Below are 23747 nucleotides of genomic sequence, written 5' to 3' on the forward strand. Positions count from 1 at the left end.
CGTCAGACAGCGCGATCGACACAGCGGAGGGCCCAGGATGCGACACCATAAAAGGGTATCAACTTACCCTCGTGATTTGTGGCGCGTCACACTAGAGAGAGGGGGCGTGGGTGACGCCGGGCTGCGGTACGGCGGCGGGCCGGGCGGGCCCGGTGGCCTGGAGGATCGGTCCGCCGGTCACGGCGTGGGCGGTGGCGGCGGTGGCGGCGCTGGACCGGGCGGAACGCAGCGAGGTGACGGGGGCGTCGACGACGGCGCCCAGGACCGCGAGGTCGCGCTGCAGGCCGGTGATGTTCGACAGCAGCTCTTCGGTGGCGATGCGGGCCTCGGCGATCCGGCCGCCGATCTGCTGGTCCTGCCCGGCCAGGAGGGCAGAGGCCCACTCGTTGATGTCGTCGAGCAGTCCGCTGAGCTGGGGCAGGGCGCCGGTGCGGTCGTCGACGGCGGCGTCCAGCAGGTCGGCGATGTCGCGGCTGTCGGTCAGGGTGCGGATGTTGACCTGCTCGACGGCGAGGTCCTCGGCGGCCTCGGCGAGCCGGTCGGCGCTGGCCGGCGGGGTGGCGAGTCCGCGGGTGGCGACCTGCAGGCCCAGGGTCTGCAGGACGAGGCTCGCGCGGGCGGCGGCCACCAGGGCTGTGCGCTCGTCGGCTCCGGCGGGCTGCAGGTAGATGTCGCGGTCCGGCGCGCTGCCGTCGTACTTGAACCCGAACCGCCGCAGGACATCGGGCACCAGGCCCTCGGTCGAGTCGTTGGCGGTGGCCGCGACGATCCCGTCGGTGGGGTGGCGTGCGAAGACGACGTCCACGCCGTCCACGGGCTCGGGGACGGGCCGCTCCAGCGGTCCGGTGAAGGTGTCCACGCGCAGCCCTCCCGTGTTCAGGAGCAGCGCGGCGCGGGCCGCTCGGGCGACGGCGTCGCTGCCGACGAACGTGTAGGTGCCGTTCTCGCCACGCACGGCGTCGTGCTGTTCGAGAAGACGGCGGGCGCTGTCGGGGAGGCCGGGTGCGATCTCGGCGATGATCGCGCCGTCCGCGCCGGGGGTGAAGGCGATGTCTGCAGGCAAGTTGGGCCTCTGCTGGTAGGAAGGGGAACGGGGAAGTGAGGTCAGCGGCGGCGGGCTTCGAGCGCCGCGACCGCCGGGTGGACGGGACGGTCGGCCAGGCGGGCGGGCAGCTGCACCGGGGCGGCGGGGAGGGCTGCCGCGCGGGCTCGGGCAGACTTCGGCGGGCGGGTCTCGCGCAGGATGTCGATACGGAAGTCCCGCCGGGCCTGGCCCGCGTACCACGTCGCGTAGTCGTCGGTGATGCCGAGATAGGCGTCGTGCAGGTTGTGCCGCAGGCCGAAGTAGTGGTCGGGCTCACCTCGCGGGGTCGCCAGCATCCACTCCGTGTCGCCGAGGGTCCGCCGGGCCTCCACCCGCAGAAGCCCTCGGGCGACCTCCTCCGTGGCCATCCGCACGAGCGGGGGCAGCTCGCAGGTCGACAACCGGGTCAGGGCCTCGGCGGATGCGGCCCGGGAGACAGCCGCCGCGTCGGGGAACGGATCCGTGCTGCGCAGCCACCGGTAGTGCCGCACGACGTCGGCCGTTCCCTGGCGGGATTCGTGCCAGTTGCCCACCCGTAGGCGGCCACGACCAGGAGGTCGACGGCCACGCCTGCGGCTGCGATCTGCTGGTCACGGTCGTCGGCCCCCGGTTCGAGCCCCCAGGCGCCCGGTTCCTCGATCCGGCGCTCGAACCCGCAGTGGTCGAGGATCAGCCGCACCAGCGGGTGGGGCTCGTCGGTGACGACGGCGAACTCCCCGTGGTCGTAGGCCCACCCGAAGAACACCGCCGGGGAGTGCGGTCCGCTCATCGGCTCCGGCCCGCGGCCTGGACGACCGGCGCAACGCGGGCGGGGCCGGCCAGGGCCGTGGCCGCGTGCTTGTGCTCCTCGATCCGGGCGAGCAGGTCGCTCTCCGCCTCGTCGCGGGCGTTGACGGCGTCCTCCAGTACCTCCAGCTGGGCGCTGATGTCGTCCAGCAGCTGGTCGTCGACCCGGCGCTGACGGTCGGCGCAGATCAGCAGCCGCACGCGCTCGAAGGCGACGGTGGTCTCGGCCTTCGTCAGCGTGCGGTGGGCGTCGAGCACGCGCGAGGCAGCGGCGTCCAGCCGGGCCTGCTCGGCGTGCAGGGCGGCGATGCTGTGCCCGAGCGCGGCCTCCACCCGGGAGTCGAGGCGGGTGAGCGATGTGGACAAGTGGAACCTCCGGAAGTACAGGTGCAGACGGAAGGAGGAGAGCGAGAAGGCGGGGTCTGTTCAGCGAGCCCGGCTGGATGCCTTCGCCGTGACGGGCACTGCGGGCGACGGGGCCGGCGCCGCCGGGGCCTTGGGCGGGGCGGAGAGGATCGCGCCAGACCCGGCGCGGGCAGCGGCCGATCCTGGTCGTGCGGGGACCTCGACCGGCAGGCGCCCGTCTGGGAGCCAGAGGTGGGTGCGGTCGCTGAAGCGGCTGCGCGGATCCGTCTCCCACGGCACGACCGGGCCCCGGTCGTGCTCGCTCAGGCCGATCACTTCGATGCCGTGCGGGTGCAGCACGTACGCCCACTCGACATCACCCGTGTCACGATCGGTGATCAAGTAGCTTCCCGCCCCGCTCAGTTCGCGGCTGGGGTCGGTGCTGTGGCCGGCGACCTCGGCGCGGAGGTCGTCGGGGGCGCCGTCGAGGAGGTCGGTGCCCAGGAAGGACCAGCCGACCTTGACGTTGTCGACCAGATGGCGGCCCATCGCCGCCAGGTCGCCGCCGAACCGGTGCTGGAAGGCGGTCAGCAGGAGCGGAAGCTGGTGGCTGGGATAGCCGTCCCAGTGGCAGTAGACGCCCGAGTAACCGGTCTCGGTAGCAAGGGTGATCGCGGAACGAGTGGCCAGGAGGTCCTCCGGGGTTGCTGGGGAAGGTCGCTGAGAGCGGAGATCAGAAGGGCTGTCCCCTGCCGCGGCGCGCGGCCTGCGTGGCAGGCAGGGCCCGAGCGCTGGTGGCGGCCTCGGCGGGTTGCCCGGGGGCCGTGCCCGTGCGGAGCTGGGCGGCGTTGCGCGAGGCGGCGCGGGCCGCGTCGCCCCGCGAGCCCGCGGGAGCCGGGAGGGACAGCGGGCGGCCGAAGTCGGCCACCGCCCGGTCGAAGTCGTCGTGATGGACGACGCCCCACCAGTCGAGGTCCGCCTCCGTCTAGAACGTCGCCCCGCCTCCGGTGGCCGGGTACGAGCCCAGCAGTTCCGTCTCGCCGTGCGCGCCGTTGAAGCGGGCCAGCAGGACGAGGTGGCCGCGGGCGACGTCCCCGTTCACGTGGTGGCTGCGGATCGTGCCGGGTGCGGTGGTCTGGACCGGACCGGGCTCGCTCGCCGCGGCCTGGGCGGCCTGGCGCTGCTGCTCGACCTGGGAGAAGAGGCGAAGGAGGCCGTAATCCGATAGGCGCAGGTTCCGGGCGGCTTCCCGGATCATCCGGTCCCCCACCGACAGCGGGGTGTCCCGGGGCAGGCGGTGCAGCCCGCTCGCGTCGTGCCGCACGAAGCCGGCCCGCTCCAACTGCTGGGCGCCGTGCCGGTCGGGGGCCGAGGCGACATAGGTGCCAAGGTTGGCATCATGCGTGAGGGTCGCGTAGGCCACGGCGCTCACCCCCGCCCGGCTTCGAGTTCCTCGAAGGGACCGTCGCCAGCGGTGTAGCCGTAGACGGCGCGCTCCAGGTCGCCGAGGTGGGCGAAGCCGGTGTGGATGCGGAACATGTCCAGGCGCTCGGCGACGTAGTCCTGGCGGTCCGCCTCGGCGATGGCCACCCGCGCCAGGTTCTTGGTGGACAGGCGGCCCCATTCGAGGAGGTCGGTGGGGGTGGCGTGCTCCATCCACACCCACACTCCGCTGCCCAGCTTCAAGATCCCCTGCGGGTGGAACATTGAGCTGCGCTTGCGGGGCTTGGGGCTGCGGCGTTCGCCGAAGCCGCGCGCGAGCGAGCCGGCGAGCTTGTCGACGGCGGCGGACCGCACGTGGACGTCGAGGTCCTCGGCGGCCAGCCGATCGCGCAGTTCCGCCTCAAGGTCGCTCTTGCGGAAGCGGCCGGTGTCGTCGGTGACCTTGGTCGCGGCTTCCTCGACGATCTCCCACAGCCGCAGGTCAGCGGTGTCGATCACGCCTCCTCACGCTCCCGCCACGCCTGGGCCATCTCGGCCAGGGCCTCCATCGCCTGGTCGATCACCTCTCCGGTGATCGCCCGGCCGGTCAGCATGAACTGCGGGTCGTAGAGGCGGACCGTGTCGGTGCCCCGAGCCTGAGCCAGCGGCGGAACCACCTCGCACAGGAACGTGGTGGCGACCTTCCGCTGGCGGACCTCTTCTTCCGCCCGCTCCTTCCGCTCGGCCCAGGCTCCCGGGAGGGTGAGATCGCCCTCGACCACCCGGTCGGCGAGCTGCGAGTCCTCCGCCCGGAGACGGGCGAGCTGGGCCTCGGCGGAGTCGGCGTACGCCTTGTTCTCCCGGGCCACCTTGTATGCATGGTCCAGCCCCGTCGCCCCGCTGATCACCGCATCCACCAGGTCAGGGGCGTGATGCAACACGGTGTTGGCCTGACCGACGCGGCCGATGGAGACGCCGGCGGTTTCAGAAATTGAACGAACGGACCTCTCAGTTTTTGAACGGGGGTCGTCTACAGAAACTGAAACTGCCTTGGCGGCCACCATCGCCGCCTGTCCCTTCGTCAGACTGCGCCGGCGGATGTTGACCGAGAGGGCATAGGTGGCTGGGTCCTCTCCCTGGTAGGTGGCGAACTGCGGCTCCACTCCAGCGATCTCACATGCCCGGAGGCGGTTACGACCGTCGAGGACGCGGCCTCGCTCGTCCACGACGATCGGGTGGAGCTGGCCGAGTTCCTTGATGTCCTCGGCGAGGGCTTGCAGTTCGTCCTCGTCGAGCATGGGGAAGACGGCGGCGGTGGGGTGAAACTCGATGGATTCCTCCTGGTTGAAGGGGCTGGTCCGGAGCGCTAGTCAGCGGCTGCGGATGGGGAGCGGCGGAGACGGGGTGGGTGCCGACGGCGAAGGCGCGGCCGGCCGCGGCCGTAGCGTGTGGGCGCTGCGAGGTCAATCACCACGCGCAGCAGCCGGGTGCTGCGGGACGGGCAGCTCATCGGGAGAGACCCGGCGCTGAGGGCAGACCCGGCGGAACGGCCGGCGAGGATGCCACCGGCCCCGGGGTGAGGCTGGGCGCGGTGCGAAGACGCGCGGCCTGGGACCGGTCAACCTGCGGGGGTGTGGCCGTGGCGGTCAGGCTTCCCACGTGGGCTGCCAGCTTCGCGAGCGGACCGTCGGCCGCCAGGGCAGCGTAGGGCCACGCCAGTTCGTTGCGCAGTTCCTCCTGGAGGTAGCGCTCCGCCTCCACGTTGTCGTCCGACCCGGTGATGCGGGCCGACACCTGCTGCCAGCCCGCCCTGACCATGTCGAGCTGGGCGAGGGCGTGCTGAACCGGGTCGAGGAGCTGCAGGTCGAATCTGATCTGCGGGTCCAGGCTGTCCGCACTGCGCAGCGCGGCCCTGATCCCGGCGATGAGCGGCGGGCCGTGAAGGATGGCTGTCTCAATGTGCGGCCAGGCGACGCGGTTGCGGGAGTCGTCGGCCTCCTGGTAGTACGCCACGTAGTCGTCTTCGACGTCGTCCGGGTCGGGGCCCCAGTCGGTTGCCGTCTGCTTGATTGCCGCGAGGGCAGTGGTGACGGCACGGGTGCGTGCTTCCCAGACCGCCTGCCGGTAGCTGGGCAGGAAGACTTCCCTGATCTGGCCGGCCGCGGAGGCCGGGTCCTCATCCAAGGAGAGCGCCAAGGGGATCGACGCTCCGGCCGGGATGTCGCTGAACACGCCCGTGCCGTCGGGCCGCAGGGCTGCGACGAGCAGGTTCGCGCGCCCTGGCGGCAGCACGGCCACAAGGCGTTCGCCCGCGGGGCCGGTGAGTTCGGCGGCTTCGTACGGAGCACGGGCACGGTCGGCCTCGGGTTCGGCCGGGGTCCACGACTGCTGTCGCAGTTCGAGCCCGGCGACTCCACCGGTGAGCCGGACGGGGGTTCCTCCAGGCCCGGCCAGCGGGCCGCTTGACAAGATCGGTCGGCCCCGCGCTCGCGGGGGTTCCTCCACCTGGTCGTCCTGGGCGGCTCTGGACTGGGCGTCGGCCCCGCGCTCGCGGGGGTTCCTCCTGCACGTCGAATCCGAGCAGCAGTGCGTCGTCGTCGGCCCCGCGCCCGCGGGGGTCAGCCGGGCAACGTTGCCGAGATGCAGGCCGCGATGGATTCCTCCCCGCGCTGGCGGGAGCCAGCCGGTGCCGTGGACGGCGCCGACGAAAAGGGCCCCTCCTCCCCGTGCAGGTAGCGTTCAGTCAGGCCAAGGTACGCCTGTTGTTCAGGCCGCACTGGTCAGGGCCGAGCATCTGCCGGGTGAGGGTGGCGCTATCGCTACGGGGCACCTCAACTGCTTGCGTCCCTGGTTGAGTAGGCATCAACCCCATTGCACGACCGGGAGCTGATCGCTGGTCGAACATGGGGAGGCGCTCTACCACAGGGTAGTCGTGTACATAGGAGTTCGGATTGGATCGCCTCCCTTCGGGTGGGCGTCCGCGCTGTTTCGGGGGGGCGTGCTCTGCAGCGGTCATGCTCGGTGGTGAGGCGTATGCGCTGAGCCTGTGGAGGTGGTCATGACGGTGGGAAGCCCTGTGTGTGGCGACGTCGCGGCGGGTGGGTCGAGTGCCTTGACGGCGTGGGTGTGCGGGCGCAGTCGGGGCCGCACTGGGGTGGGGGAGCGTGGGGCTGGAAAGTTGCGGTTCGCGTTCTACGGGCGGGTCTCCACCGAGGACCACCAGGACCCGGCGACGTCGCGGGCGTGGCAGTTGGAGCGGGCCGGTGCGGTGGTATCGGGACACGGGCGGGTCGTGGCGGAGTACTTCGACATCGGTCACAGCCGTGCGTTGCCGTGGGCGCGCCGGCCGGAGGCGGCGGCGCTGATCGCCGATCTCGCCGATCCGGAGCGCGGGTTTGATGCGCTGATCATCGGTTCCAGCGAGCGGGCCTTCTACGGCAACCAGTTCGCCTCGATGGCCCCGCTGTTTGAGCACTTCGGAGTCCAGCTGTGGGTTCCGGAGCTGGGCGGCGTGGTTGATCCGAAGGTGGCCGGGCACGAGGAGCTGATGATCCTGCTCGGGATCATCGCCAAGCGGGAGATCACCCGTACCCGGATCCGGGTACGCACCGCCATGCTCGTGCAGACCCGCGACCAGGGGCGCTACCTCGGCGGCAGGCCGCCCTACGGCTACCACCTCGTCGACGCCGGCCTGCATCCGAACCGGACCCTGGCCCGTCGCGGGGTCCGCCTGAACCGGCTGGACACCGATCCGCACACGGCGCCGGTCGTGCGGTGGATCTTCGCGCAGCGCCTGGATGGTCACAGCGTCGCCCGGGTCACCAGGGCGTTGAACGACGCGGGGATTCCGTGCCCGTCCGCTGCTGACCCGGGGCGTAATCCGCACCGCGACGGTGGTGGTTGGCGGCTACCGACGGTGGCCGCGATTCTGGCGAACCCCCGCTATACCGGCCGTCAGGTGTGGAACCGCCAGCGCACCGACCACGACCTCCTCGACCCGGAGAACACCGCCCTGGGCCACCGCGAGGTCATGCGCCCCAACGAGCCCGAGGACTGGGCCATTTCCAGTGAGCAGGCGCACCCCGCGCTGGCACGGAGGCGGACTTCGTGACCGTCCAGGGCATCCGCGCGAGCAAGGAGACAGCCCCCGGCCGGATCTATCTGCTGGCGGGACTCCTGGTGTGCGGGATGTGCCGGCGGAGGATGGAGTCCTGCTGGTCGAATGGCCGTGCCGCTTATCGCTGCTGGCACGGCTACACCAGCGCGACGCCGAAACCCGGCCGGGCGCCGACGTGCAGGTCGGCGTTCTCGTTCGAGGCCGAGGTCATGTACGCCTTGCCGTCGTCGTCCTTGAACAGCGTGATGTCCCGCGACATCTGGTCGCCGAGCGGCCGGAAGCTGCCCTGCCAGGTGTAGTTGCCGTCCACGGTCTTCGACGTGGCGACGGCGGCCCGCGCCTCACTGTAGTCGGTGCTGCTGCCTTCCTTGTGCATCCACATGACGTACTCGCCCGTGGTGCTGTTGAAGATCACCTTCGGCCGCTCGATGTTGGCCGTGGCCAGCTCCGGGCTGGTGGCCCGGGTCAGCACGTGCCGGCGGAACTCCCAGGTCCTGAGGTCCCTGGAGCGGTACACGGAGACGTAGCGGAAGGTGTTGTCGGCGTTGCGGTCCTCACCGAACCAGTAGTAGAACGCACCGACCTTGATCACACCGCCGCCGTGGGCCTGGACCGGGCTTCCCGTGGTGTCGGCGAACTGCGTGGCGTTGGTGATCGTCACGTCCGTGCCGGCCGCGCTGGCCGGCTGGAAGGCCCCGAGCAGGGCGACCACCACGGCGAGCAGGGTGGCGAGCAGGGCTGTCTTCTTGTTGGGCATGGTCCCGTACCTCGTATCAGTGGATCCGGGCATGACGGCCCTGGCCGCATGCCGCCGCGCGGACATGCGAGTGGGATGGCCTGGGAGGACGTCATGCTGCGCCTCGGTGGCAGGGTGGCCTGCGTCCGGACCACACCCTGGGGAGGGGGGTGTGCCGGGTGGTGGAGGGGGCCTCCGAGGACGCGTGGGGGTGGGTCGGCCGACGGCCGGGGTGGTAGGGCCGGCCGGTGTCCTGATGGCAGGGTCGGACGGTGGGTGCCCGGCCCTGCGACGAACCGGCCGGAGTCGTACGCAGCGCTGCTGCGGTCGGGGGATGCGGCTCCTGCGGCCCTCGTCGTCCTGCCCGGAGGGAGTGGGTGTCCGGGAGGTAACAGGCCGCGCCTCGGTGAGATCCCTTTCATGTTGGCGCAATCACGGGCTGGTGGAGCGAGATTGTTCGGGCATGTGGTGTCAAGTGGTGCGAGGAAACGTGCTTGCTCCGATATGTCCAGGTCCCCGGCGATGTCGGTGGGGCGGCCCAGGGGTGTGGGCATGCACAGTCCTTCCGTCCGGCGGAAGTATCGCCCTCTCCCCGGCGATGGCGGAGGGCCGGCCATGTCGGTGCGAGATCTGTGATGCCAGGCGGGTACCGCTTGCACGGCGAGGGTGTCGCTGGCTCTTGACAGCCCAGGGGCGGGGAGCGAAACTCGCTCCAATGACGTGTTTGCGCAAACATCAACGCCGATCGGATTGCCGGCGCGGCCCGGTACTCGAGGTCGGGTCACCGCCCCACCTGTTGCCGTGAACTCCTCCCGTGGCATCGCGGGTTCCGGCACCAGGGGCGTCCCCCGGTTCGCGAGGAGAGGAGATCGTGGTGGTGCAGGAACGAGTCGGCCTGCCGACGTCGACTGTGGAGGTTTCCGGCCTCACCCTAGAATGGGTGGCCATTCCCGGACGTATCGGGACGGTGTGCTGACGGCAACTGCGGCAGCGGGCAGCGACATCTTCACGCCGCCCTTCGGTGCCGCCCCCGGGGCAGACGCCGCCCGGGCGTTGAGCGTTGGTCACCTGGAGGGCGACTGGCAGTTCAAGGCCCGTCTCCGCGTGGCGTTTCGCAGTGCCTGGGACGCCGGCGCGATCATGGTCTGGTCGGACGACGAGTACTGGGCGAAGCTCAACTTCGAGTACGCCCCGGGCGGACATCCGGCGATCTTCTCGGTCGTCACCAGGGGCCGATCCGACGACGCGGTCGGATGGCGGTGGACGGCGAGTGGCTCTGGCTGCGCATCAGCCGACTGGAGGGCGCGTTCGCCTTCCGCGCCTCGGGGGGGTGTGAAGCTGGCATCACGTACGGCAGTTCGCCCTCGGCGAGGAGGCGCCAGCGAAAGTCGGCGTCGGGGTTCAGTCGCCGGTCGGCCAGGGCTGCAAGGTCGTCTTCGACGAGATCTCGTTCGTTCCTGAGTGCCTGGAGGGCCTTCTTGACGGCAGTCGACCCGCCGCGGGCCCCCGTGTCGCGAGTGTTGACTCACGATGTTTCCTGTTTGATTATGTTGCTATCTGATTTCGTCGGCCGACGGCTCCGTGGGCAGGCCTCCGGGCACCCGAGCAGGTTGATCGAGGCTGCCGTCCAGAGCGGGTAGCCGCCTCGCCGACCACCAGGCCCGAACCCCGCTGACTTCCCCCGCCGGCTGCCCCAACAGTTCGCCGGCGGGGGAACCGCCCGGCACCGGGCGGCAGAGCCCCCCACTCGCAGCAGCGTCGGAGCGACTCATGTTCCTCACCTCAAGCCCGGTACAGCCCTCCGCCGTCGACCCGCGGGCGATCCACCACGAGCAACCCCACGTCCGCCTCCTCCAGCAGGGGCGGAGACAGGACGGGTGCTCGCCGTGGCTCGTCACCCTGTCGATGCGCAATCCGGACCGGCGCCGTGGCACGCACAGCTTCGTCGAGTGGGCACGCACCTCCGGGGAGGCGCTCGACGCCGCGCTGCTCCGCGCCCGTTCACCCGAGGCGGTCCGCCATCGCCGCGACGCCGTCCTCGTACTGCCGGACGGCGTGCCGGACCAGCGCGGGCTGTACGGCCGGGCCTGAGTGGCCGCCACCTGCCGAACCATCCCCGTGTCGGGGCGAAGGAGATCGCGATGGTGCACGCACGGGCCGGTTTGCAGGCAGAGCCCGGGGATCTGGTGGACGTGGCAAGGCTGGTGACGGCCTATTACACGCTGCACCCCGACCCGGCGGAGCCCGGGCAGCGGGTGGCGTTCGGTACGTCCGGGCACCGCGGGTCGTCGCTGGACACGGCTTTCAACGAGGACCACATCGCGGCGACCACGCAGGCGATCTGCGAGTACCGGGCCGAACAGGGCACGGACGGGCCGCTGTTCCTCGGCGCGGACACGCACGCGCTCTCCGAGCCGGCGCTCGCCACGGCGCTGGAGGTGCTGGCGGCCAACGGTGTCACGGTGCTGATCGACAGTGCGGACGGGTACACGCCCACGCCCGCCGTCTCGCACGCGATCCTCGCCCACAACCGCGCGCACCCGGCGGGCGGCGCGGACGGCATCGTGGTCACCCCGTCGCACAACCCGCCGCGCGACGGCGGGTTCAAGTACAACCCGCCGCACGGCGGCCCGGCCGGCTCGGAGGCGACCGGCTGGATCCAGGACCGCGCCAACGAGCTGATCGCGGACGGCCTGGCGGGCGTGCGCCGCATCCCGTACACCCGGGCGCTGGCGGCCGCCACCACCGGCCGCTACGACTACCTCACCCACTACGTCGCGGACCTGCCGTCCGTGCTGGACCTGGACGCGGTGCGCGCGGCGGGCGTGCGGATCGGCGCGGACCCGCTGGGCGGCGCCTCCGTCGCGTACTGGGGCCGGATCGCCGAGACGCACCGCCTGGACCTGACGGTGGTGAACCCGCTCACCGATCCGGCCTGGCGGTTCATGTCGCTGGACTGGGACGGGAAGATCCGGATGGACTGCTCCTCCCCGTACGCGATGGCCTCGCTGATCGGTCGCAAGGACGAGTACGACGTCTCCACGGGCAACGACGCGGACGCCGACCGGCACGGCATCGTGACCCCCGACGGCGGGCTGATGAACCCCAACCACTACCTGGCCGTCGCGATCGACTACCTGTACCGGCACCGCCAGGACTGGCCCGCCACGGCGGGCATCGGCAAGACCCTGGTCTCCTCCTCGATGATCGACCGGGTGGCGGCCGAGCTGAAGCGCGACCTGGTCGAGGTGCCGGTCGGGTTCAAGTGGTTCGTGGACGGGCTGCTCGGCGGCTCGGTCGCGTTCGGCGGCGAGGAGTCGGCCGGCGCGTCCTTCCTGCGCCGCGACGGCGGGGTCTGGACCACCGACAAGGACGGCATCCTGCTGGCCCTGCTGGCGGCCGAGATCACCGCGGTGACCGGCGTCAGCCCCTCCCAGCACTACCGCGACCTGACCGCGCGCTTCGGCGACCCGGCGTACGCGCGGGTGGACGCCCCGGCCGACCGTGCGCAGAAGGCGCTGCTGGGCCGGCTCAGCGCCGAACAGGTGACGGCGGACAGCCTGGCGGGCGAGCCGATCACCGCCGTCCTCACCGAGGCGCCCGGCAACGGCGCGTCGATCGGCGGCCTGAAGGTGTGCACCGAGAACGCCTGGTTCGCGGCGCGGCCGTCCGGCACCGAGGACGTCTACAAGATCTACGCCGAGAGCTTCCACGGGCCGGACCACCTGGCCCGGGTGCAGGAGGAGGCCCGGGCCCTGGTCGGGGACGTGCTCGGAGCCTGATCCGCGCGCGGGCCCCTAGCGGATCAGGGCATCCGCTCGCTCAATGTGGATCTCCTGATTCTGGGCGCCCATGGCGTGTCGGAGCGGGCCGGCCTCACCACGCCGAATCTTGCCGAGGCCCAGACGAACCGGGCCCTCGTATCCTGCGCGCGGCGGGTGATGGTGGTTGCCGACCATACCAAGTGGGGCATCGTCGGCCTGAGTGGGTTCGCCGCCCTCGACGAGGTCGACGTCTTCGTCACCGACGGGAATTTGGACGCTCGGGCGCAGGCCGTACTCGTCGAGGCCGTCGGCGAGCTGATCGTGGTGACCGGGCCGGGATGAGACGTTGTCGGTGCAAGACGAACACGTAGCGTTGCCCCGGCTGGTCCCCGCCATGTCAACCATGGTGAGGACCGGCCGGGGCAACGCTACGGGCGGGGGAATGCTGCGCTGCCGGTGCCTATTCCTCGACGGGACCGAGATCCGCGGTGTCGCGGAAGGCGACCGTCCGTTCGCGGTGCGAGGCGTGCAGTTCGAGGAGCACGATCTCGTTGCGTCCCGGTCGCAGGACCGGGCCCGGGACGTAGAGGGTGTGCTGCGGCCCCCGGGACCAGTACCGTCCCAGGTTGAAGCCGTTGACCCAGGCGTTCCCCTTCGTCCACCCCGCCGTGCTGAGGAAGGTGTCCGCCGGCTGGTCGATGTCGACCGTGCCGTGGTGGAAGGCGGGGCCGACCGGCGGCGCCACGGTCTCGGCGAAGGGCAGGCCGAGCAGGGAGCGCAGCGGCAGCGGCCGGTTCGTCCACCCGGTCAGCTCGGTGCCGTTGACCGCGACGCTGCCGGCCAGGCCCTTGCGGTCGTGGATGCCGGCGCCGTAGTTGACGCGTCCCTGGTTCTCCACCAGGAGGCTCAGCACCGCACCGGCCCGGGGCACGGTGAACGCGACGGCGTGCTCGTGGTTCTCCCGTTCGAGCACACCGACCGGCTGGCCGTCGACGAACACCTGGGCCCGGTCGCGTACCGCGAAGGTTTCCAGGAGCGCCGGCCCGGCGGCGGGGAGGGTGCTCTCGTAGAGGACGAAGCCGAAGTCCTGGCCGAGCTCCTCCATGGTCATCGGCCGCTCGGAGAGCACCGGGGTGCTCAGCGCGGACGCGTTGGGGAGCAGCGGCGCACTCAGGGTCAGCCGGATGTCGGCGACGGCGAGCTTGTCGCCGCGGGCCGGCACCGGTTCGTCCGGGACGGGGGCGTACTTCGCGATGACCTCGCGGAAGGCCGTGTACTTCTCGGTCGGGTCGCCCGCCTCGTCGAGCGGGGAGTCGTAGTCGTACGAGGTGACGGTCGGACGGTAGGTGTGCTTGTCGTTGGCGCCGTTGGTGAAGCCGAAGTTGGTGCCGCCGTGGAACATGTAGAAGTTCACCGACGCTCCGGCGGCCAGCAGCTCGTCCAGCGAGGCGGCCGCGTCCGAGGCGTCCCGCACGACGTGGCGGCCGCCCCAGCGGTCGAACCAGCCGATCCAGAACTCGGTGCACATCAGGGGGCCGGCGGGCCGGTGGGCGCGGAGCTCGACCAGGCTCTGCGCAGCGCGACTGCCGAAGTTGGCCGTGCTGAGGATCCCGTCGACGCTGCCCTGCGCGAGGTCGGCGGGCTGGTCGCAGGTGAACAGCGGGACGTCGATGCCGCAGCCCCGGAGCACGGTGGCGAGATGGCCCAGGTGCGCCGGGTCAAGGTGGTAGGCGCCGTACTCGTTCTCCAGCTGCACCGCGAGGACGGGGCCGCCGCGGGTCGCCAGGTACGGCAGCAGGGACGGCAGCAGCTGCCCGAAGTAGGACTCCACCGCCCGGACGTAGCGCGGGTCCTGGGTGCGGAGCCGGATGTCGGGCTCGGTGAGGAGCCAGGACGGGAGCCCGCCGCCCTCCCACTCGGCGCAGATGTACGGTCCCGGGCGCAGGAGGACGTGCAGCCCCTCCTGCGCGGCGAGGTCGAGGAAGGCCGGGAGGTCCAGCCCGGCGTCCATCCGGAACTCTCCGGGGCGCGGCTCGTGCAGGTTCCACGGGACGTACGTCTCGACCGTGTTCAGCCCCATCAGCCGGGCCTTGCGCAGGCGGTCGGCCCACTGCTCCGGGTGCACCCGGAAGTAGTGCAGCCCGCCGGAGAGGATGCGGAAGGGCTTGTCGTGGAGCCGGAATCCCTCGGCGTCTATCTGTAGGGCGGACATGCTGGGCTGCTCCAGTACTCGCGGTGAAGGCGGTGGGTCGGTGGTGGGTGCGCCGTGGACGGCTCCGGCCGGGCCGTGGCCGGTGGTGCTGCCGACAGGGCCGTCGGCCTGCTCCGGAGGCAGGCCGACGACGGGATGTCAGTGGGTGGAGGTGAGGGGACGGGTAGATGCCGCGGCGCGGCGCGGGCGCAGATCGCGCCGCGCCACGGCTCCGGTCACGGAGTGGCGATCGAGAAGCCCTGCTGGGTGCCGAAGTCGGTGATGCGCTTCTGCCAGGCCTCCATGCCGGAGGAGATCGAGCCGTTGCCGGCGATGCCCTGGCCGACGGTGTCCTTGAAGACCGAGTTCGCGTAGACCTGGTACGGCAGGAACTGCCAGGTGGGGCTGACGGCGGCGGACGACTGGGCGAAGACCTGGTTGGCCTTCTGGCCGCCGAGCACCTCGATGGGCTTGTCGAGGAACGCCGGGTCCTTCAGCATGTCCGTGGTGGCCGGGAACAGGCCGCCGTCGGAGAGCGCCTTGGTGCCGTCGGGCTCGGAGTTCAGCCACTTCGCGAAGGCGACGGCCGCGTCCTTGTGCGTGCTCGTCACGGGCACCACGTTCGCCGATCCGCCGTTCTCGGAGGACACCGGGTCGCCGGTGCTCCACTGCGGGACCGGCGCCGCGCGCCACTGGCCGGAGGTCTGCGGGATGGTGCTGGCCAGGTTGCCGGGAGCCCAGGCGCCGACGATCCACATCGCGTACTTGCCGCTGCTCATCGACTGCCACCACTCGTTCGTCCAGCCCGGGGCCGGGTCGACGAGCTTCTTCGCCAGCAGGCCGGACCAGAAGTCGGAGACCTTCTTGGCGCCGTCGTCCGCGAGGTCCACCCCGACCGAGGTGGGGGACTTCTGCTGGAACGGGCGGCTGCCCGCCTGCCAGAGCAGGCTGTCCAGGCCGCCGGCGTCACCGGGGTCGATGGAGGTGATGAAGCGGTTCGGGTCGGCCTGGTGGATCCTGGTGGCCGCGGCCTCGAACTCGGCCCAGGTCTTGGGCGGGGCGATGCCGAACTCGCCGAGGACCTTCTCGTTGTAGAACATCGCCATCGGGCCGGTGTCCTGCGGGATGCCGTAGACCCCGCCGTTGCTCGTCACCTGCGACCAGGCGGCCGCCGTGAACCTGGACCTGAGGTCGGCCGCGCCGTACTCGTCGAGGTTGACCAGCCGCTTGCCCAGCGCGAACTCGGGGAGCGCGAAGTACTCGACCTGGGCGATGTCCGGCCCGCCCGAGCCGGCCTTGACGGCGGTCTGGAGCTTCGTGTACTCGGCGGCGGACTGACCGGCGTTGACGACGTTGACCTTGATCTTGGGGTACTTCTTCTCGAAGCCCGCGACCGCCTTGTCCATGTTCGGAGCCCAGGTCCAGAACGTCAGGGTGGTCGGCGTGTCCAGCGCCGTGGCGGGGTCGCCCGCCTTGCTGCCGCCGTCGCTGCTGCCGCAGGCGGCGAGGCTGAGCACCAGGGCGGCGGCCGGCAGCGTGGCCAGCAGTCTTCTGAGCCGGGTCTTGTGCTGGGACATGTGGATCGCTCCTTGCAGGGGGTGCCGTACCGGGTGGGACCGGGCGGCGGAGGGAGGGGTGGGGACGAGCGGGTCGGTCCGGTGGCTACTGCTTGACGCTGCCGGAGGCCAGTCCGGACTGCCAGAACCGCTGGAGGAAGAGGAACGCGACCACCAGCGGCACGATCGCCAGGACGCTCCCGGTGACGACCAGCGGGTAGAAGCCCGTGGTCGTGGCGCCGCTGCCGGCCGCACCGGTCGCGAGGCTGTTCCACTGGTTGAGGCCGACGGTGAGCGGGAACCACTGCGGGTCGCTGAGGACGATCAGGGGCAGGAAGTAGTTGTTCCAGGTCGCCACGAGGGAGAAGAGGAGGACGGTGACGAACCCCGGTCCGAGCAGCCGCAGCGAGATGGTGAAGAAGGTGCGCAGCTCGCCCGCGCCGTCGATCCGGGCGGCCTCCAGGACGGAGTCGGGCACCGCGTCCTGTGCGTAGACGCGCATCAGGTACAGGCCGAAGGGGCTGACCATCGAGGGCAGCAGGACGGCCCAGGGGCTGTCCACCAGGCCGACCTTGCTGAACAGCAGGTAGGTCGGGACGGCCAGGGCGGTGCCGGGGATGGTGATGGCACCGAGGACGAGGGCGAAGACCGCGTTGCGGCCGCGGAAGCTGTACTTGGCCAGCGCGTACCCGCCGGCGGTCGCGATGACGGCGGCTCCGCCGGCGCCCACGACCGCGTACAGCAGGGTGTTGCCGAACCACCGCACGTAGATGCCGTCGTCGTAGGTCAGCACGTCGTGGATGTTGGTGAAGAGGTGGAATCCGTCGCCGAACCACAGCCCGAAGCTGCTCAGCAGGGACTTGCTGTCCTTGGTGCTGGCGAGCAGGAGCCACACCAGGGGCAGGAAGGCGTAGAGCAGCATCAGGCCCATGGCGACGGTCAGGGCGGTGCTGCGGCGGTTCCGCCGGGGGGAGCGGCCCCTGCGGGCGGTGGTCGAACTCATCGGGCCTGCTCCCTGCTGGTGGCGCGGGACTGCACCGCGTAGGCGACCACGGCGGTGACCAGGCCGAGGATCACGGCGACGGCTGCCGCGTAGTTGAACTGCTGGCCGTTGAACGCCAGGTTGTAGGCGTACATGTTGGGCGTGTAGCTGGTGGTGATCACGTTCGGCGCCAGCGACTGCATGATGTTCGGCTCGTTGAACAGCTGGAAGGTGCCGATGATCGAGAAGATCGTGGCCAGCAGCAGCGCGGGGCGCAGCGCCGGGAGCTTGATGCTCCACGCCTTGCGGAACTCGCCGGCGCCGTCGATCGCCGCCGCCTCGTAGAGCTCCTCCGGGATGGCGCGCAGCGCCGCGTAGAGGATCAGCATGTTGTAGCCGACGAACTCCCAGGTCACGACGTTGCCGATGGACACGAGCATCCAGGACTGGCCGAGCAGGTGCGGGACCTGCACTCCGACGGCCCGGCCGAGCTGGCCGATCAGGCCGAAGCTGTCGCCGTAGAGGTAGCCCCACATGAGGGAGGCGACCACGGCCGGCACGGCGTAGGGGATGAAGATGCCGATGCGGAAGAGTGCGGCCCAGCGGAGCCGGCCGCTGTCGATCGCGAGCGCCGCCAGGAGGGAGACGGCGAGCATGACCGGCACCTGGACGGCGAGGAAGAGCGCGACCCGCCACAGCCCTGCCATCAGCAGGTGGTCCCCCAGCGCGCGGGCGTAGTTCTCGAAGCCGACGAAGGTGTTCCCGCCCACCAGCTGCTCCCGGAAGAAGCTGAGGTGGACGGCGTAGACCAGCGGCCCGACGATCCCGATCACGAAGACCAGCAGGAAGGGGGACAGGAGCACGTACCCGAACCGGCCGTTTCCTGCGGTGCTGGAGCGTTTGCGGCTCAGCCTGCGGCTCGGTGGGGCCGAGTTCTCACTGCTCTGCGCTGAGGGTGGTGACAATGTGCGCACGGTTCAATCCCTTGCAATGTGCGGGCCATGTTTACGCGAACACGCTTGGCTGGCCGCCAGTCTCAGGTGCGCGGCGCCGCGTCGTCAAGGCTCTGTCGCCGAGATGCGGCATCGTTACCTGCATGTGTCTGCGCCGTTTATTCGGTGGGCGGGCAGGGCGGCGCTCTCCCGCGCGGAGCGCACCTCTTGATCGGCCTGGGTTGCTGGAGGTTAATATGTTCGCGCAGACACGTAGGAGGAGCGCATGGATCACAGGGGGAAGCCCGTGGACGCGGAGTCCGACCGTCCCGGACCGGTAGCGGGGGACAAGCGACGGCCCGCCTCGCAGGCCGACGTCGCCTCGCTGGCAGGGGTGTCCTCCCAGACGGTCTCGCGGGTCGCCAACGGCCGCTCCAACGTGGAACCCGAGACCCGGGACAAGGTCCTGTCGGCGATGCGGATACTGGGCTACCAGCGCAACAGTGCGGCGCGCGCGCTCACCCTCGGGCGGTTCCACGTGCTCGGCGTGGTCATGTTCGACCTGAGCGCGCACGGGAACGCCCGCACGCTCGCCGCCATCTCCCGGGCCGCGCAGGCCGCCGGCTACTCGGTGAACATCGTGTGCGCCGAGGAGCAGACCGAGGACGCGGTGCAGCAGGCCGTCCGCCAGCTGACCGACCAGGCGGTGGACGGCCTCGTCGTGATCGAGGCGCAGATCCTCGACCGGCCGGGCTTCAGCGTCTCCACCGGCGTGCCCGTGGTCATCGCGGACGGCGACCCCGAGCACCGGTTCCCGTCCGTCGACACCGACCAGGCCGCCGGAGCGAGCGCCGCGACCCAGCACCTCCTCGACCTCGGGCACCGCACGGTCTGGCACGTCGGCGGCCCCCAGGACTCCTACGCCGCGCGCCGCCGCGCCGCCGCCTGGCACGCCACCCTGAAGGCCGCCGGCGCCCCCGTCCCCGCACTCGAACTCGGGGACTGGACCGCCGAGTCCGGCCACCGGATCGGCAAGGCGCTCGCCGCCCGCCCCGACGTCACGGCCGTCTTCGCGGCCAACGACCACATGGCCCTCGGGGTCATGCTCGCCCTGGCCGAGGCCGGCCGCAGGGTGCCGCAGGACGTCAGCGTGGTCGGGTTCGACGACGTCCCCGAGTCGGCGTACTTCGGGCCACCCCTCAGCACCGTGCGACAGGACTTCGAGGAGGTCGGCCGCCAGTGCGTGGCCCTCCTGCTCAACCAGATAGACCGCCAGGGCGGTGTGCGCACCAACCAAGTCATCACCGTCTCCCCGGAGCTGGTGGTCCGTGCCAGCTCCGGGCCGCGCCCGCCCGGCACGTAGGGGTGAGCCGGCCGGCGGGCCGCCGGGAGCGTCGGGGGGAGCGCTCCCGGCAACCGGGCGTCACCCGACGCGGATCTGCTGGCTGCTGCTCCCGTTGCACGCGTGCTGCACGAGCTGGGCGTTGTCGGCGGTCGAGGCACCGGACACGTCCAGGCACTTGCCGCTGTGCCGGGCCACCACGGTGATGTAACCCACCGCGGTGGTCCGCACCGACCACTCCTGGTTGGTCCCGCCGTTGCAGAAGTACTGCACGAGCGCGGCGTCGTCGGCCGTCGAGGCGTTGGACACGTCCAGGCACTGCCCGGTGTGCCGGACCACGACGTTGACGTACCCGGGGCTGCTGCTGCGCAGGGACCACTGCTGGTCGGCGGCGCCGCCGCAGGTGTACTGGACGGCGGCCGCGCCGGCCGTGGTGGAAGCACCCGAGACGTCCATGCACTTGTTCCTGTGCCGCAGGCGCAGCGCGCTCCAGGTGTCCGACGCGGTGTTGCGAAGCTTCCAGGACTGGTTACTGCCGGTGGTGGGCTGGTAAGTGGCCACCGTCGCACCGTCGCACCGTCGTTACCCGCGGCGCCTGCGACGTCGAGGAGCTTGCCGGTCGAGCTGTTGATCAGCGTACTGTGGCCGTCCCCGGTCGTGGAGAGCATCCAGAGCTGTGCTGCGCTCGTACCGGGCGTGACGAGGGTGAGCGCGTCACCGCTGACCGCGAGCGCCTTGCCGTACTTGGCGTTCCGCGTGGCGTTTGGCTTCCGCGGCGGCTCCGTGTAGGTCGGTCTGCTGCGGGATCTGCGGAAGCTTGCTTTCGAGCGGCTCGGTGTCGGGTGTCTGACCACTGCGACTGACGGTGGACGAAACCGCCGTTTACGGCGATCCCAAGGCGGTTGCCGAGAGGGTAGTCGAAGCGGGGGAGCCTGACCCAGGAGTTGCGCGAATCCACCGTCACCCCGACCGTCATGGCGTCTGCGGGCCCTGTGTCCGCAGACGCCGACTGGGAAGGTGGCAATGCGCCAATATCGGGAGCAGCGCGGTCACCGCTCACTGGCACAGCCCCGGCAACGCCGTTCCCCTCCGTGCTTGAATATGCTTTAATTTGCGCACTGGCATGCAGAAATATGCAGCGGCAGCTCGCCGGCAGCACACTCGGCCCGCGGCGGCCGAAGCGCCCAGGGCAACTACTCCGGACAACCGCACGATGCGGGACGAAGCCGATTTACCACGGACAGCCACCCCGTGCCAGTAATTCCTCGAAGCGTCTCCGGACCCGTCCGACAGTGCCGGGACATTCCTCTCGGAGTGCGAATGCGCGTCACGCCGGAAAGCCCAGCCGTTGCGCCGACGAGGGCCCGTTCCCGGGTCCGTGTCGCCATCCCGCACATCCCTTTCCATCTCCGTTAGGACCAGCGCGGTGCCGCGCCCTGCCCCACGACACATGCGGCTTCGTCGACTAGAAGGAGTCATTGATGCGGTTGTTTCGCCAGCGAGGCCGTGACCTCGCCGTTCTGAGCGCCGTCGCCCTTGCGACGTCGTTGTTATCGGGCACGATGGCGGTGACTGCCGCGCATGCGGTGCCGACACTGCCGGCGATCGTGCCCCAGCCGGTCTCCGAGTCGGCCGTCACGGGCCGCGGGTTCACCCTGGCAGTCGGGACGCAGGTGGACGTGCTGTCCACCGACCCGGCCGCGGTCGGCGTCGGCACCTACCTGTCGGGACTCCTGAAGCCCGCGACCGGGTTCACCCTCCAGGTGGTCAGCTCCACCCGGCCGGCGGGCAACACGCTGGTCCTGGACCCGAACGGCCCGGCCACGCTCGGGGCGGAGGGCTATACCCTCACCTCGAACAGCGGGGGCGTCAGCGTCACGGCGCACGGCGCCGAGGGCCTCTTCCGGGGCGTCCAGACTCTGCGCCAACTGCTGCCGGCCGCCGTGGAGTCGCCCGCGGTGAAGCCGGGGCCGTGGACGGTCCCGCCTGTGCAGATCTCAGACGCGCCCCGGTACTCCTACCGCGGTGCGATGCTCGACGTCGGGCGCCGCTTCTGCCCAGTGGCGCAGGTGAAGCGCTTCATCGACGAGTCCGCCGCCTACAAGATCAACACGCTTCATCTGCACTTGACCGACGACCAGGGCTGGCGGATCGCGATCGGCGCGCTGCCGAACCTGACCACGGTGGGCGCGAGCACCCAGACCGGCTTCACCGGCGGCACCTCTTGGTACTACACGGCGGCCGAATACCAGGACTTGGTGGCGTACGCGAAGTCGCGGTTCATGACGGTCGTCCCGGAGATCGACGGCCCGGGCCACAGCGGCGCGGCGCTGGCCTCGGTCGCCAACCTGAACTGCAACAACCAGGCGATCGCGCCGTACTCCGGCAACGATTTTGGCTTCAGCCTCTACTGCCTCGGCGACGCGCAGCACGTCGCCAACGTCGGCAGTTTCCTGAGCACCGTGATCAGCACGGTGGCGGCGCTCACCCCGGGCCCATACATCCACGTGGGTGGCGACGAGGCTCCGGCGACCACGACTGCCCAGTACGCCGCGTACGTGTCGGCCGCCGGCTCGGCGACCACTGCCTGGGGCAAGACCCTGATCGGCTGGCACCAGCTCGGCCAGGGCACCCTCCCGGCGAACAGCCTGCTCCAGTACTGGGGCACCGCCGAGGACCGCACCTCCGTGGGCGCCTCGTGGGAGTCCGCGAATATTCGGCAGGTCCGCTCCGGGGTCGCGCAGGGCGCCAGGTTCATCATGTCCCCCGCGGACCACGCCTACCTGGACATGCAGTACGACTCCAGCACCCCGTACGGCCTGAGCTGGGCGGGCTACGTCTCGGCCCAGAAAGCCTACGACTGGGACCCGACGACGGTCACCGCCAAGACCGACGGCAGCTCGTCGGTCGTGCCGGCCGCCCAGATCACCGGCGTGGAAGCCGCACTCTGGACCGACAACGCATACTCGCCCAGCAACAGCACACCAAATTCCGGCAGCCAGTTCCCCGAACTGTCCTCCTACACCGACCACATGAGCTTCCCGTGGCTGCCGGCCGTCGCCGAGATCGGCTGGTCGCCGCACTCCACCCACGACTGGACCTCCTTCAGTCAGCGCCTCGCCGCCCAGGGGCCGCGCTGGACGGCGGCGGGCATCGCCTTCTACGCCGCCCCCGACATCACCTGGCCGAGCACCCCCGGCACCCTGAACGGCGTCCACACCGTCACCACCGGCGGCCAGGCCCTGGACGACCCGGCCAGCTCCACCACCAACGCCCTTCAGATGGAAACCTGGGCCCTGCACGGCGGCAGCAACCAGAAGTGGACCTTCAGCCAACAGTTGGACGGGTCCTACACCCTGGTCAACGGCGCATCCGGGCTCTGCCTTGACGTGTACGGCGGCTCGACGTCCCCCGCGGCGACCGTGATCCAGTACACCTGCAGCGGCGGCCTCAACCAGCGCTGGCAGGCCGTGGCACTGCCCGGCGGCGGCTACACCCTGGCCTCGGCCAAGAGCGGACTGCTGCTGACCACCGCCTCGACCGCCGACGGCGCCCTGGTGACCCAGCAGACCGACACCAACTCGGCCCTGCAGCACTGGACGATCATCTGATGTGACCTGTACCGGGCCGGAACCGGCCCGGCCGGGCCGCCCCCACGGGGGCAGGGCGCCCGCTCCGTCCGAGCGGGCGCCCACCGGCTGAGCTTGCTCCAAGGCCGCGTAGTTAGGGCTTGCAGAGAATCAACTCGCTGTCTCGATCTTTGTCGTGAGGGTGATGCCAAGGCGGGCGGCGAGGTACGCGAGGTCGTCCAGGGAGGCCAGTCGGGTGGCGGCGGGTTCGATGGTGTATCCGATCTGGTCCAGGAGCCGACGGGTTTGGCTGATGGCGCGGTTGAGGGTCACGGGTGTGACGGTGAAGAGCGGGGCGATAACGACCTGCGGGAGCTTGAACCGCTGGTAGAGGAGGGTGGCCAGGAGCCGGTCAGCGAGGGTGAGACCGGGGCGGCGGCCGGTGTAGAGGCCAGCGGCGGGGACTTTCTGCCGGTCCCCGCCGCGCCGTTGGTGAAGGTCTTCTTCCCGCTGGAGTTCGCGGGCGGCTCTCAGTTGGGTGATCAGCTGGTCCCACTGGTCGGGCTGCAGGCCGGTCAGGTCCGGGTGGACCAGCCAGGCGCGGTCGGGGCCGGGCAGGTCCTGGGGTGGGACGGGCGGGATGCCGTCCCGGCAGTATTCCTCGGGGCGGAGGGTGTAATTCCAATCGCCGTGCCACTCATGGCGGGTCAGGGGCAGGGCGTCCAGCTGCCGGTCGGCGATGCGGACCCCGGTGGCGTAGGCGGCGGTGTCGAGTTCGGCGTGGACTTTCAGGCCGGTGCGGGTCGTGGTCGCGGCGATGGACTGCACGATGACTTCGTGGCTGGTCAGAGGCCTGCCGCGCCAGTTCATCGTGATGTGGGAGAACAGTCGGTGCTCGATCCGGTTCCATTTAGACCGTGT

19 protein-coding genes and 4 pseudogenes are annotated in these 23747 nt (G+C 70.8%); 7 read left to right on the forward strand and 16 right to left on the reverse strand.

The window, feature by feature from the left end:
- Positions 1–91 precede the first annotated feature (91 nt).
- The 8 genes from ACFTWP_RS37320 to ACFTWP_RS37355 all read right to left on the reverse strand — a co-directional run bounded on the left by ACFTWP_RS37320 (position 92) and on the right by ACFTWP_RS37355 (position 5935).
- Positions 92–1063 (reverse strand): hypothetical protein, encoded by a 972-nt coding sequence (locus tag ACFTWP_RS37320; protein WP_380269558.1) that lies wholly within the window; start codon positions 1061–1063, stop codon positions 92–94.
- 41 nt (positions 1064–1104) lie between these two features.
- Complete coding sequence (locus ACFTWP_RS37325; protein WP_380269559.1) at positions 1105–1575, reverse strand: hypothetical protein; 471 nt, start codon at positions 1573–1575, stop codon at positions 1105–1107.
- A 274-nt stretch (positions 1576–1849) separates the two neighbouring features.
- The gene (locus ACFTWP_RS37330) at positions 1850–2236 is read right to left on the reverse strand and encodes a hypothetical protein (RefSeq protein ID WP_380269560.1); all 387 of its coding nucleotides are present in this window, start codon (positions 2234–2236) and stop codon (positions 1850–1852) included.
- Between the two features lie 60 nt (positions 2237–2296).
- Positions 2297–2764: a hypothetical protein gene (locus ACFTWP_RS37335; RefSeq protein ID WP_380269561.1), complete on the reverse strand. Its 468-nt coding sequence runs from the start codon at positions 2762–2764 to the stop codon at positions 2297–2299.
- Between the two features lie 436 nt (positions 2765–3200).
- On the reverse strand, positions 3201–3638 hold the full coding sequence (locus tag ACFTWP_RS37340; RefSeq protein ID WP_380269562.1) for a hypothetical protein: 438 nt from the start codon (positions 3636–3638) through the stop codon (positions 3201–3203).
- A 5-nt stretch (positions 3639–3643) separates the two neighbouring features.
- Positions 3644–4156, reverse strand: coding sequence for a hypothetical protein (locus ACFTWP_RS37345; protein ID WP_380269563.1), 513 nt, complete (start codon positions 4154–4156; stop codon positions 3644–3646).
- A complete protein-coding gene (locus tag ACFTWP_RS37350) occupies positions 4153–4935 on the reverse strand; it encodes a ParB/RepB/Spo0J family partition protein (RefSeq protein WP_380269564.1) in 783 nt (260 codons plus the stop codon). The genes ACFTWP_RS37345 and ACFTWP_RS37350 overlap by 4 nt, the downstream gene beginning before the upstream one ends.
- Positions 4936–5143: 208 nt before the next feature.
- The gene (locus ACFTWP_RS37355) at positions 5144–5935 is read right to left on the reverse strand and encodes a hypothetical protein (protein WP_380269566.1); all 792 of its coding nucleotides are present in this window, start codon (positions 5933–5935) and stop codon (positions 5144–5146) included.
- An 880-nt stretch (positions 5936–6815) separates the two neighbouring features.
- Here ACFTWP_RS37355 and ACFTWP_RS37360 point away from each other — a divergent pair.
- Entirely contained in the window at positions 6816–7748 is a 933-nt protein-coding gene (locus tag ACFTWP_RS37360) for a recombinase family protein (RefSeq protein ID WP_380269567.1), read from the forward strand.
- A gap of 178 nt (positions 7749–7926) precedes the next feature.
- Here the strand turns inward: ACFTWP_RS37360 and ACFTWP_RS37365 are convergent.
- Positions 7927–8511, reverse strand: a pseudogene (locus ACFTWP_RS37365) (family 43 glycosylhydrolase); the annotation flags it as partial.
- A gap of 915 nt (positions 8512–9426) precedes the next feature.
- Here ACFTWP_RS37365 and ACFTWP_RS37370 point away from each other — a divergent pair.
- The 4 genes and pseudogenes from ACFTWP_RS37370 to ACFTWP_RS37385 form a co-directional block, all read left to right on the forward strand.
- Positions 9427–9951, forward strand: coding sequence for a DUF1349 domain-containing protein (locus ACFTWP_RS37370; protein ID WP_380269568.1), 525 nt, complete (start codon positions 9427–9429; stop codon positions 9949–9951).
- Between the two features lie 309 nt (positions 9952–10260).
- On the forward strand, positions 10261–10581 hold the full coding sequence (locus tag ACFTWP_RS37375) for a hypothetical protein (protein WP_380269569.1): 321 nt from the start codon (positions 10261–10263) through the stop codon (positions 10579–10581).
- A 50-nt stretch (positions 10582–10631) separates the two neighbouring features.
- A complete protein-coding gene (gene pgm, locus ACFTWP_RS37380; protein ID WP_380269570.1) occupies positions 10632–12272 on the forward strand; it encodes a phosphoglucomutase (alpha-D-glucose-1,6-bisphosphate-dependent) in 1641 nt (546 codons plus the stop codon).
- Positions 12273–12281: 9 nt separating this feature from the next.
- Positions 12282–12596 (forward strand): annotated as a pseudogene (locus ACFTWP_RS37385) (DeoR family transcriptional regulator); the annotation flags it as partial.
- Positions 12597–12714: 118 nt separating this feature from the next.
- Here the strand turns inward: ACFTWP_RS37385 and ACFTWP_RS37390 are convergent.
- The 4 genes from ACFTWP_RS37390 to ACFTWP_RS37405 form a co-directional block, all read right to left on the reverse strand.
- Positions 12715–14466 (reverse strand): beta-galactosidase family protein, encoded by a 1752-nt coding sequence (locus tag ACFTWP_RS37390; protein WP_380269571.1) that lies wholly within the window; start codon positions 14464–14466, stop codon positions 12715–12717.
- Positions 14467–14681: 215 nt separating this feature from the next.
- Positions 14682–16022, reverse strand: coding sequence for an ABC transporter substrate-binding protein (locus ACFTWP_RS37395; protein ID WP_380269572.1), 1341 nt, complete (start codon positions 16020–16022; stop codon positions 14682–14684).
- A gap of 85 nt (positions 16023–16107) precedes the next feature.
- Complete coding sequence (locus ACFTWP_RS37400; RefSeq protein ID WP_380269573.1) at positions 16108–17004, reverse strand: carbohydrate ABC transporter permease; 897 nt, start codon at positions 17002–17004, stop codon at positions 16108–16110.
- Positions 17001–17957 carry a carbohydrate ABC transporter permease gene (locus ACFTWP_RS37405; RefSeq protein WP_380269574.1) on the reverse strand — a complete coding sequence of 319 codons (957 nt, stop codon included), beginning with the start codon at positions 17955–17957 and terminating at the stop codon, positions 17001–17003. The genes ACFTWP_RS37400 and ACFTWP_RS37405 overlap by 4 nt, the downstream gene beginning before the upstream one ends.
- A 244-nt stretch (positions 17958–18201) precedes the next feature.
- Between ACFTWP_RS37405 and ACFTWP_RS37410 the strand changes: the two genes are divergently transcribed.
- Positions 18202–19278, forward strand: a complete 1077-nt coding sequence (locus ACFTWP_RS37410) for a LacI family DNA-binding transcriptional regulator (protein WP_380269576.1) — start codon at positions 18202–18204, stop codon at positions 19276–19278.
- A 60-nt stretch (positions 19279–19338) separates the two neighbouring features.
- Here the strand turns inward: ACFTWP_RS37410 and ACFTWP_RS37415 are convergent, their stop codons facing one another.
- Together ACFTWP_RS37415 and ACFTWP_RS37420 are read right to left on the reverse strand one after the other, a co-directional pair.
- Positions 19339–19818, reverse strand: coding sequence for an RICIN domain-containing protein (locus ACFTWP_RS37415; protein WP_380269577.1), 480 nt, complete (start codon positions 19816–19818; stop codon positions 19339–19341).
- Between the two features lie 56 nt (positions 19819–19874).
- A pseudogene (locus ACFTWP_RS37420) lies at positions 19875–20111 on the reverse strand (RICIN domain-containing protein); the annotation flags it as partial.
- Positions 20112–20825: 714 nt separating this feature from the next.
- Here ACFTWP_RS37420 and ACFTWP_RS37425 point away from each other — a divergent pair.
- Positions 20826–22868, forward strand: coding sequence for a family 20 glycosylhydrolase (locus tag ACFTWP_RS37425; RefSeq protein WP_380269578.1), 2043 nt, complete (start codon positions 20826–20828; stop codon positions 22866–22868).
- Positions 22869–22997: 129 nt separating this feature from the next.
- On the opposite strand, the pseudogene ACFTWP_RS37430 reads toward ACFTWP_RS37425, so the two are convergent.
- Positions 22998–23747 (reverse strand): annotated as a pseudogene (locus ACFTWP_RS37430) (ISAzo13 family transposase); the annotation flags it as partial.

Source organism: Kitasatospora sp. NPDC057015 (genome assembly GCF_042673745.1).
Taxonomy (GTDB): domain Bacteria; phylum Actinomycetota; class Actinomycetes; order Streptomycetales; family Streptomycetaceae; genus Kitasatospora.

What these genes read in the sequence shown, in the direction of transcription:
- ACFTWP_RS37335 (WP_380269561.1), bottom strand. Translation starts at nt 2,764, where the DNA reads ATGGGCCGCCATCTGGTCGACAACGTCAAGGTCGGCTGGTCCTTCCTG.
- ACFTWP_RS37350 (WP_380269564.1), bottom strand. Translation starts at nt 4,935, where the DNA reads ATGCTCGACGAGGACGAACTGCAAGCCCTCGCCGAGGACATCAAGGAA.
- ACFTWP_RS37370 (WP_380269568.1), top strand. Translation starts at nt 9,427, where the DNA reads ATGGGTGGCCATTCCCGGACGTATCGGGACGGTGTGCTGACGGCAACT.
- ACFTWP_RS37375 (WP_380269569.1), top strand. Translation starts at nt 10,261, where the DNA reads ATGTTCCTCACCTCAAGCCCGGTACAGCCCTCCGCCGTCGACCCGCGG.
- pgm (WP_380269570.1), top strand. Translation starts at nt 10,632, where the DNA reads ATGGTGCACGCACGGGCCGGTTTGCAGGCAGAGCCCGGGGATCTGGTG.
- ACFTWP_RS37390 (WP_380269571.1), bottom strand. Translation starts at nt 14,466, where the DNA reads ATGTCCGCCCTACAGATAGACGCCGAGGGATTCCGGCTCCACGACAAG.
- ACFTWP_RS37395 (WP_380269572.1), bottom strand. Translation starts at nt 16,022, where the DNA reads ATGTCCCAGCACAAGACCCGGCTCAGAAGACTGCTGGCCACGCTGCCG.
- ACFTWP_RS37400 (WP_380269573.1), bottom strand. Translation starts at nt 17,004, where the DNA reads ATGAGTTCGACCACCGCCCGCAGGGGCCGCTCCCCCCGGCGGAACCGC.
- ACFTWP_RS37410 (WP_380269576.1), top strand. Translation starts at nt 18,202, where the DNA reads ATGGATCACAGGGGGAAGCCCGTGGACGCGGAGTCCGACCGTCCCGGA.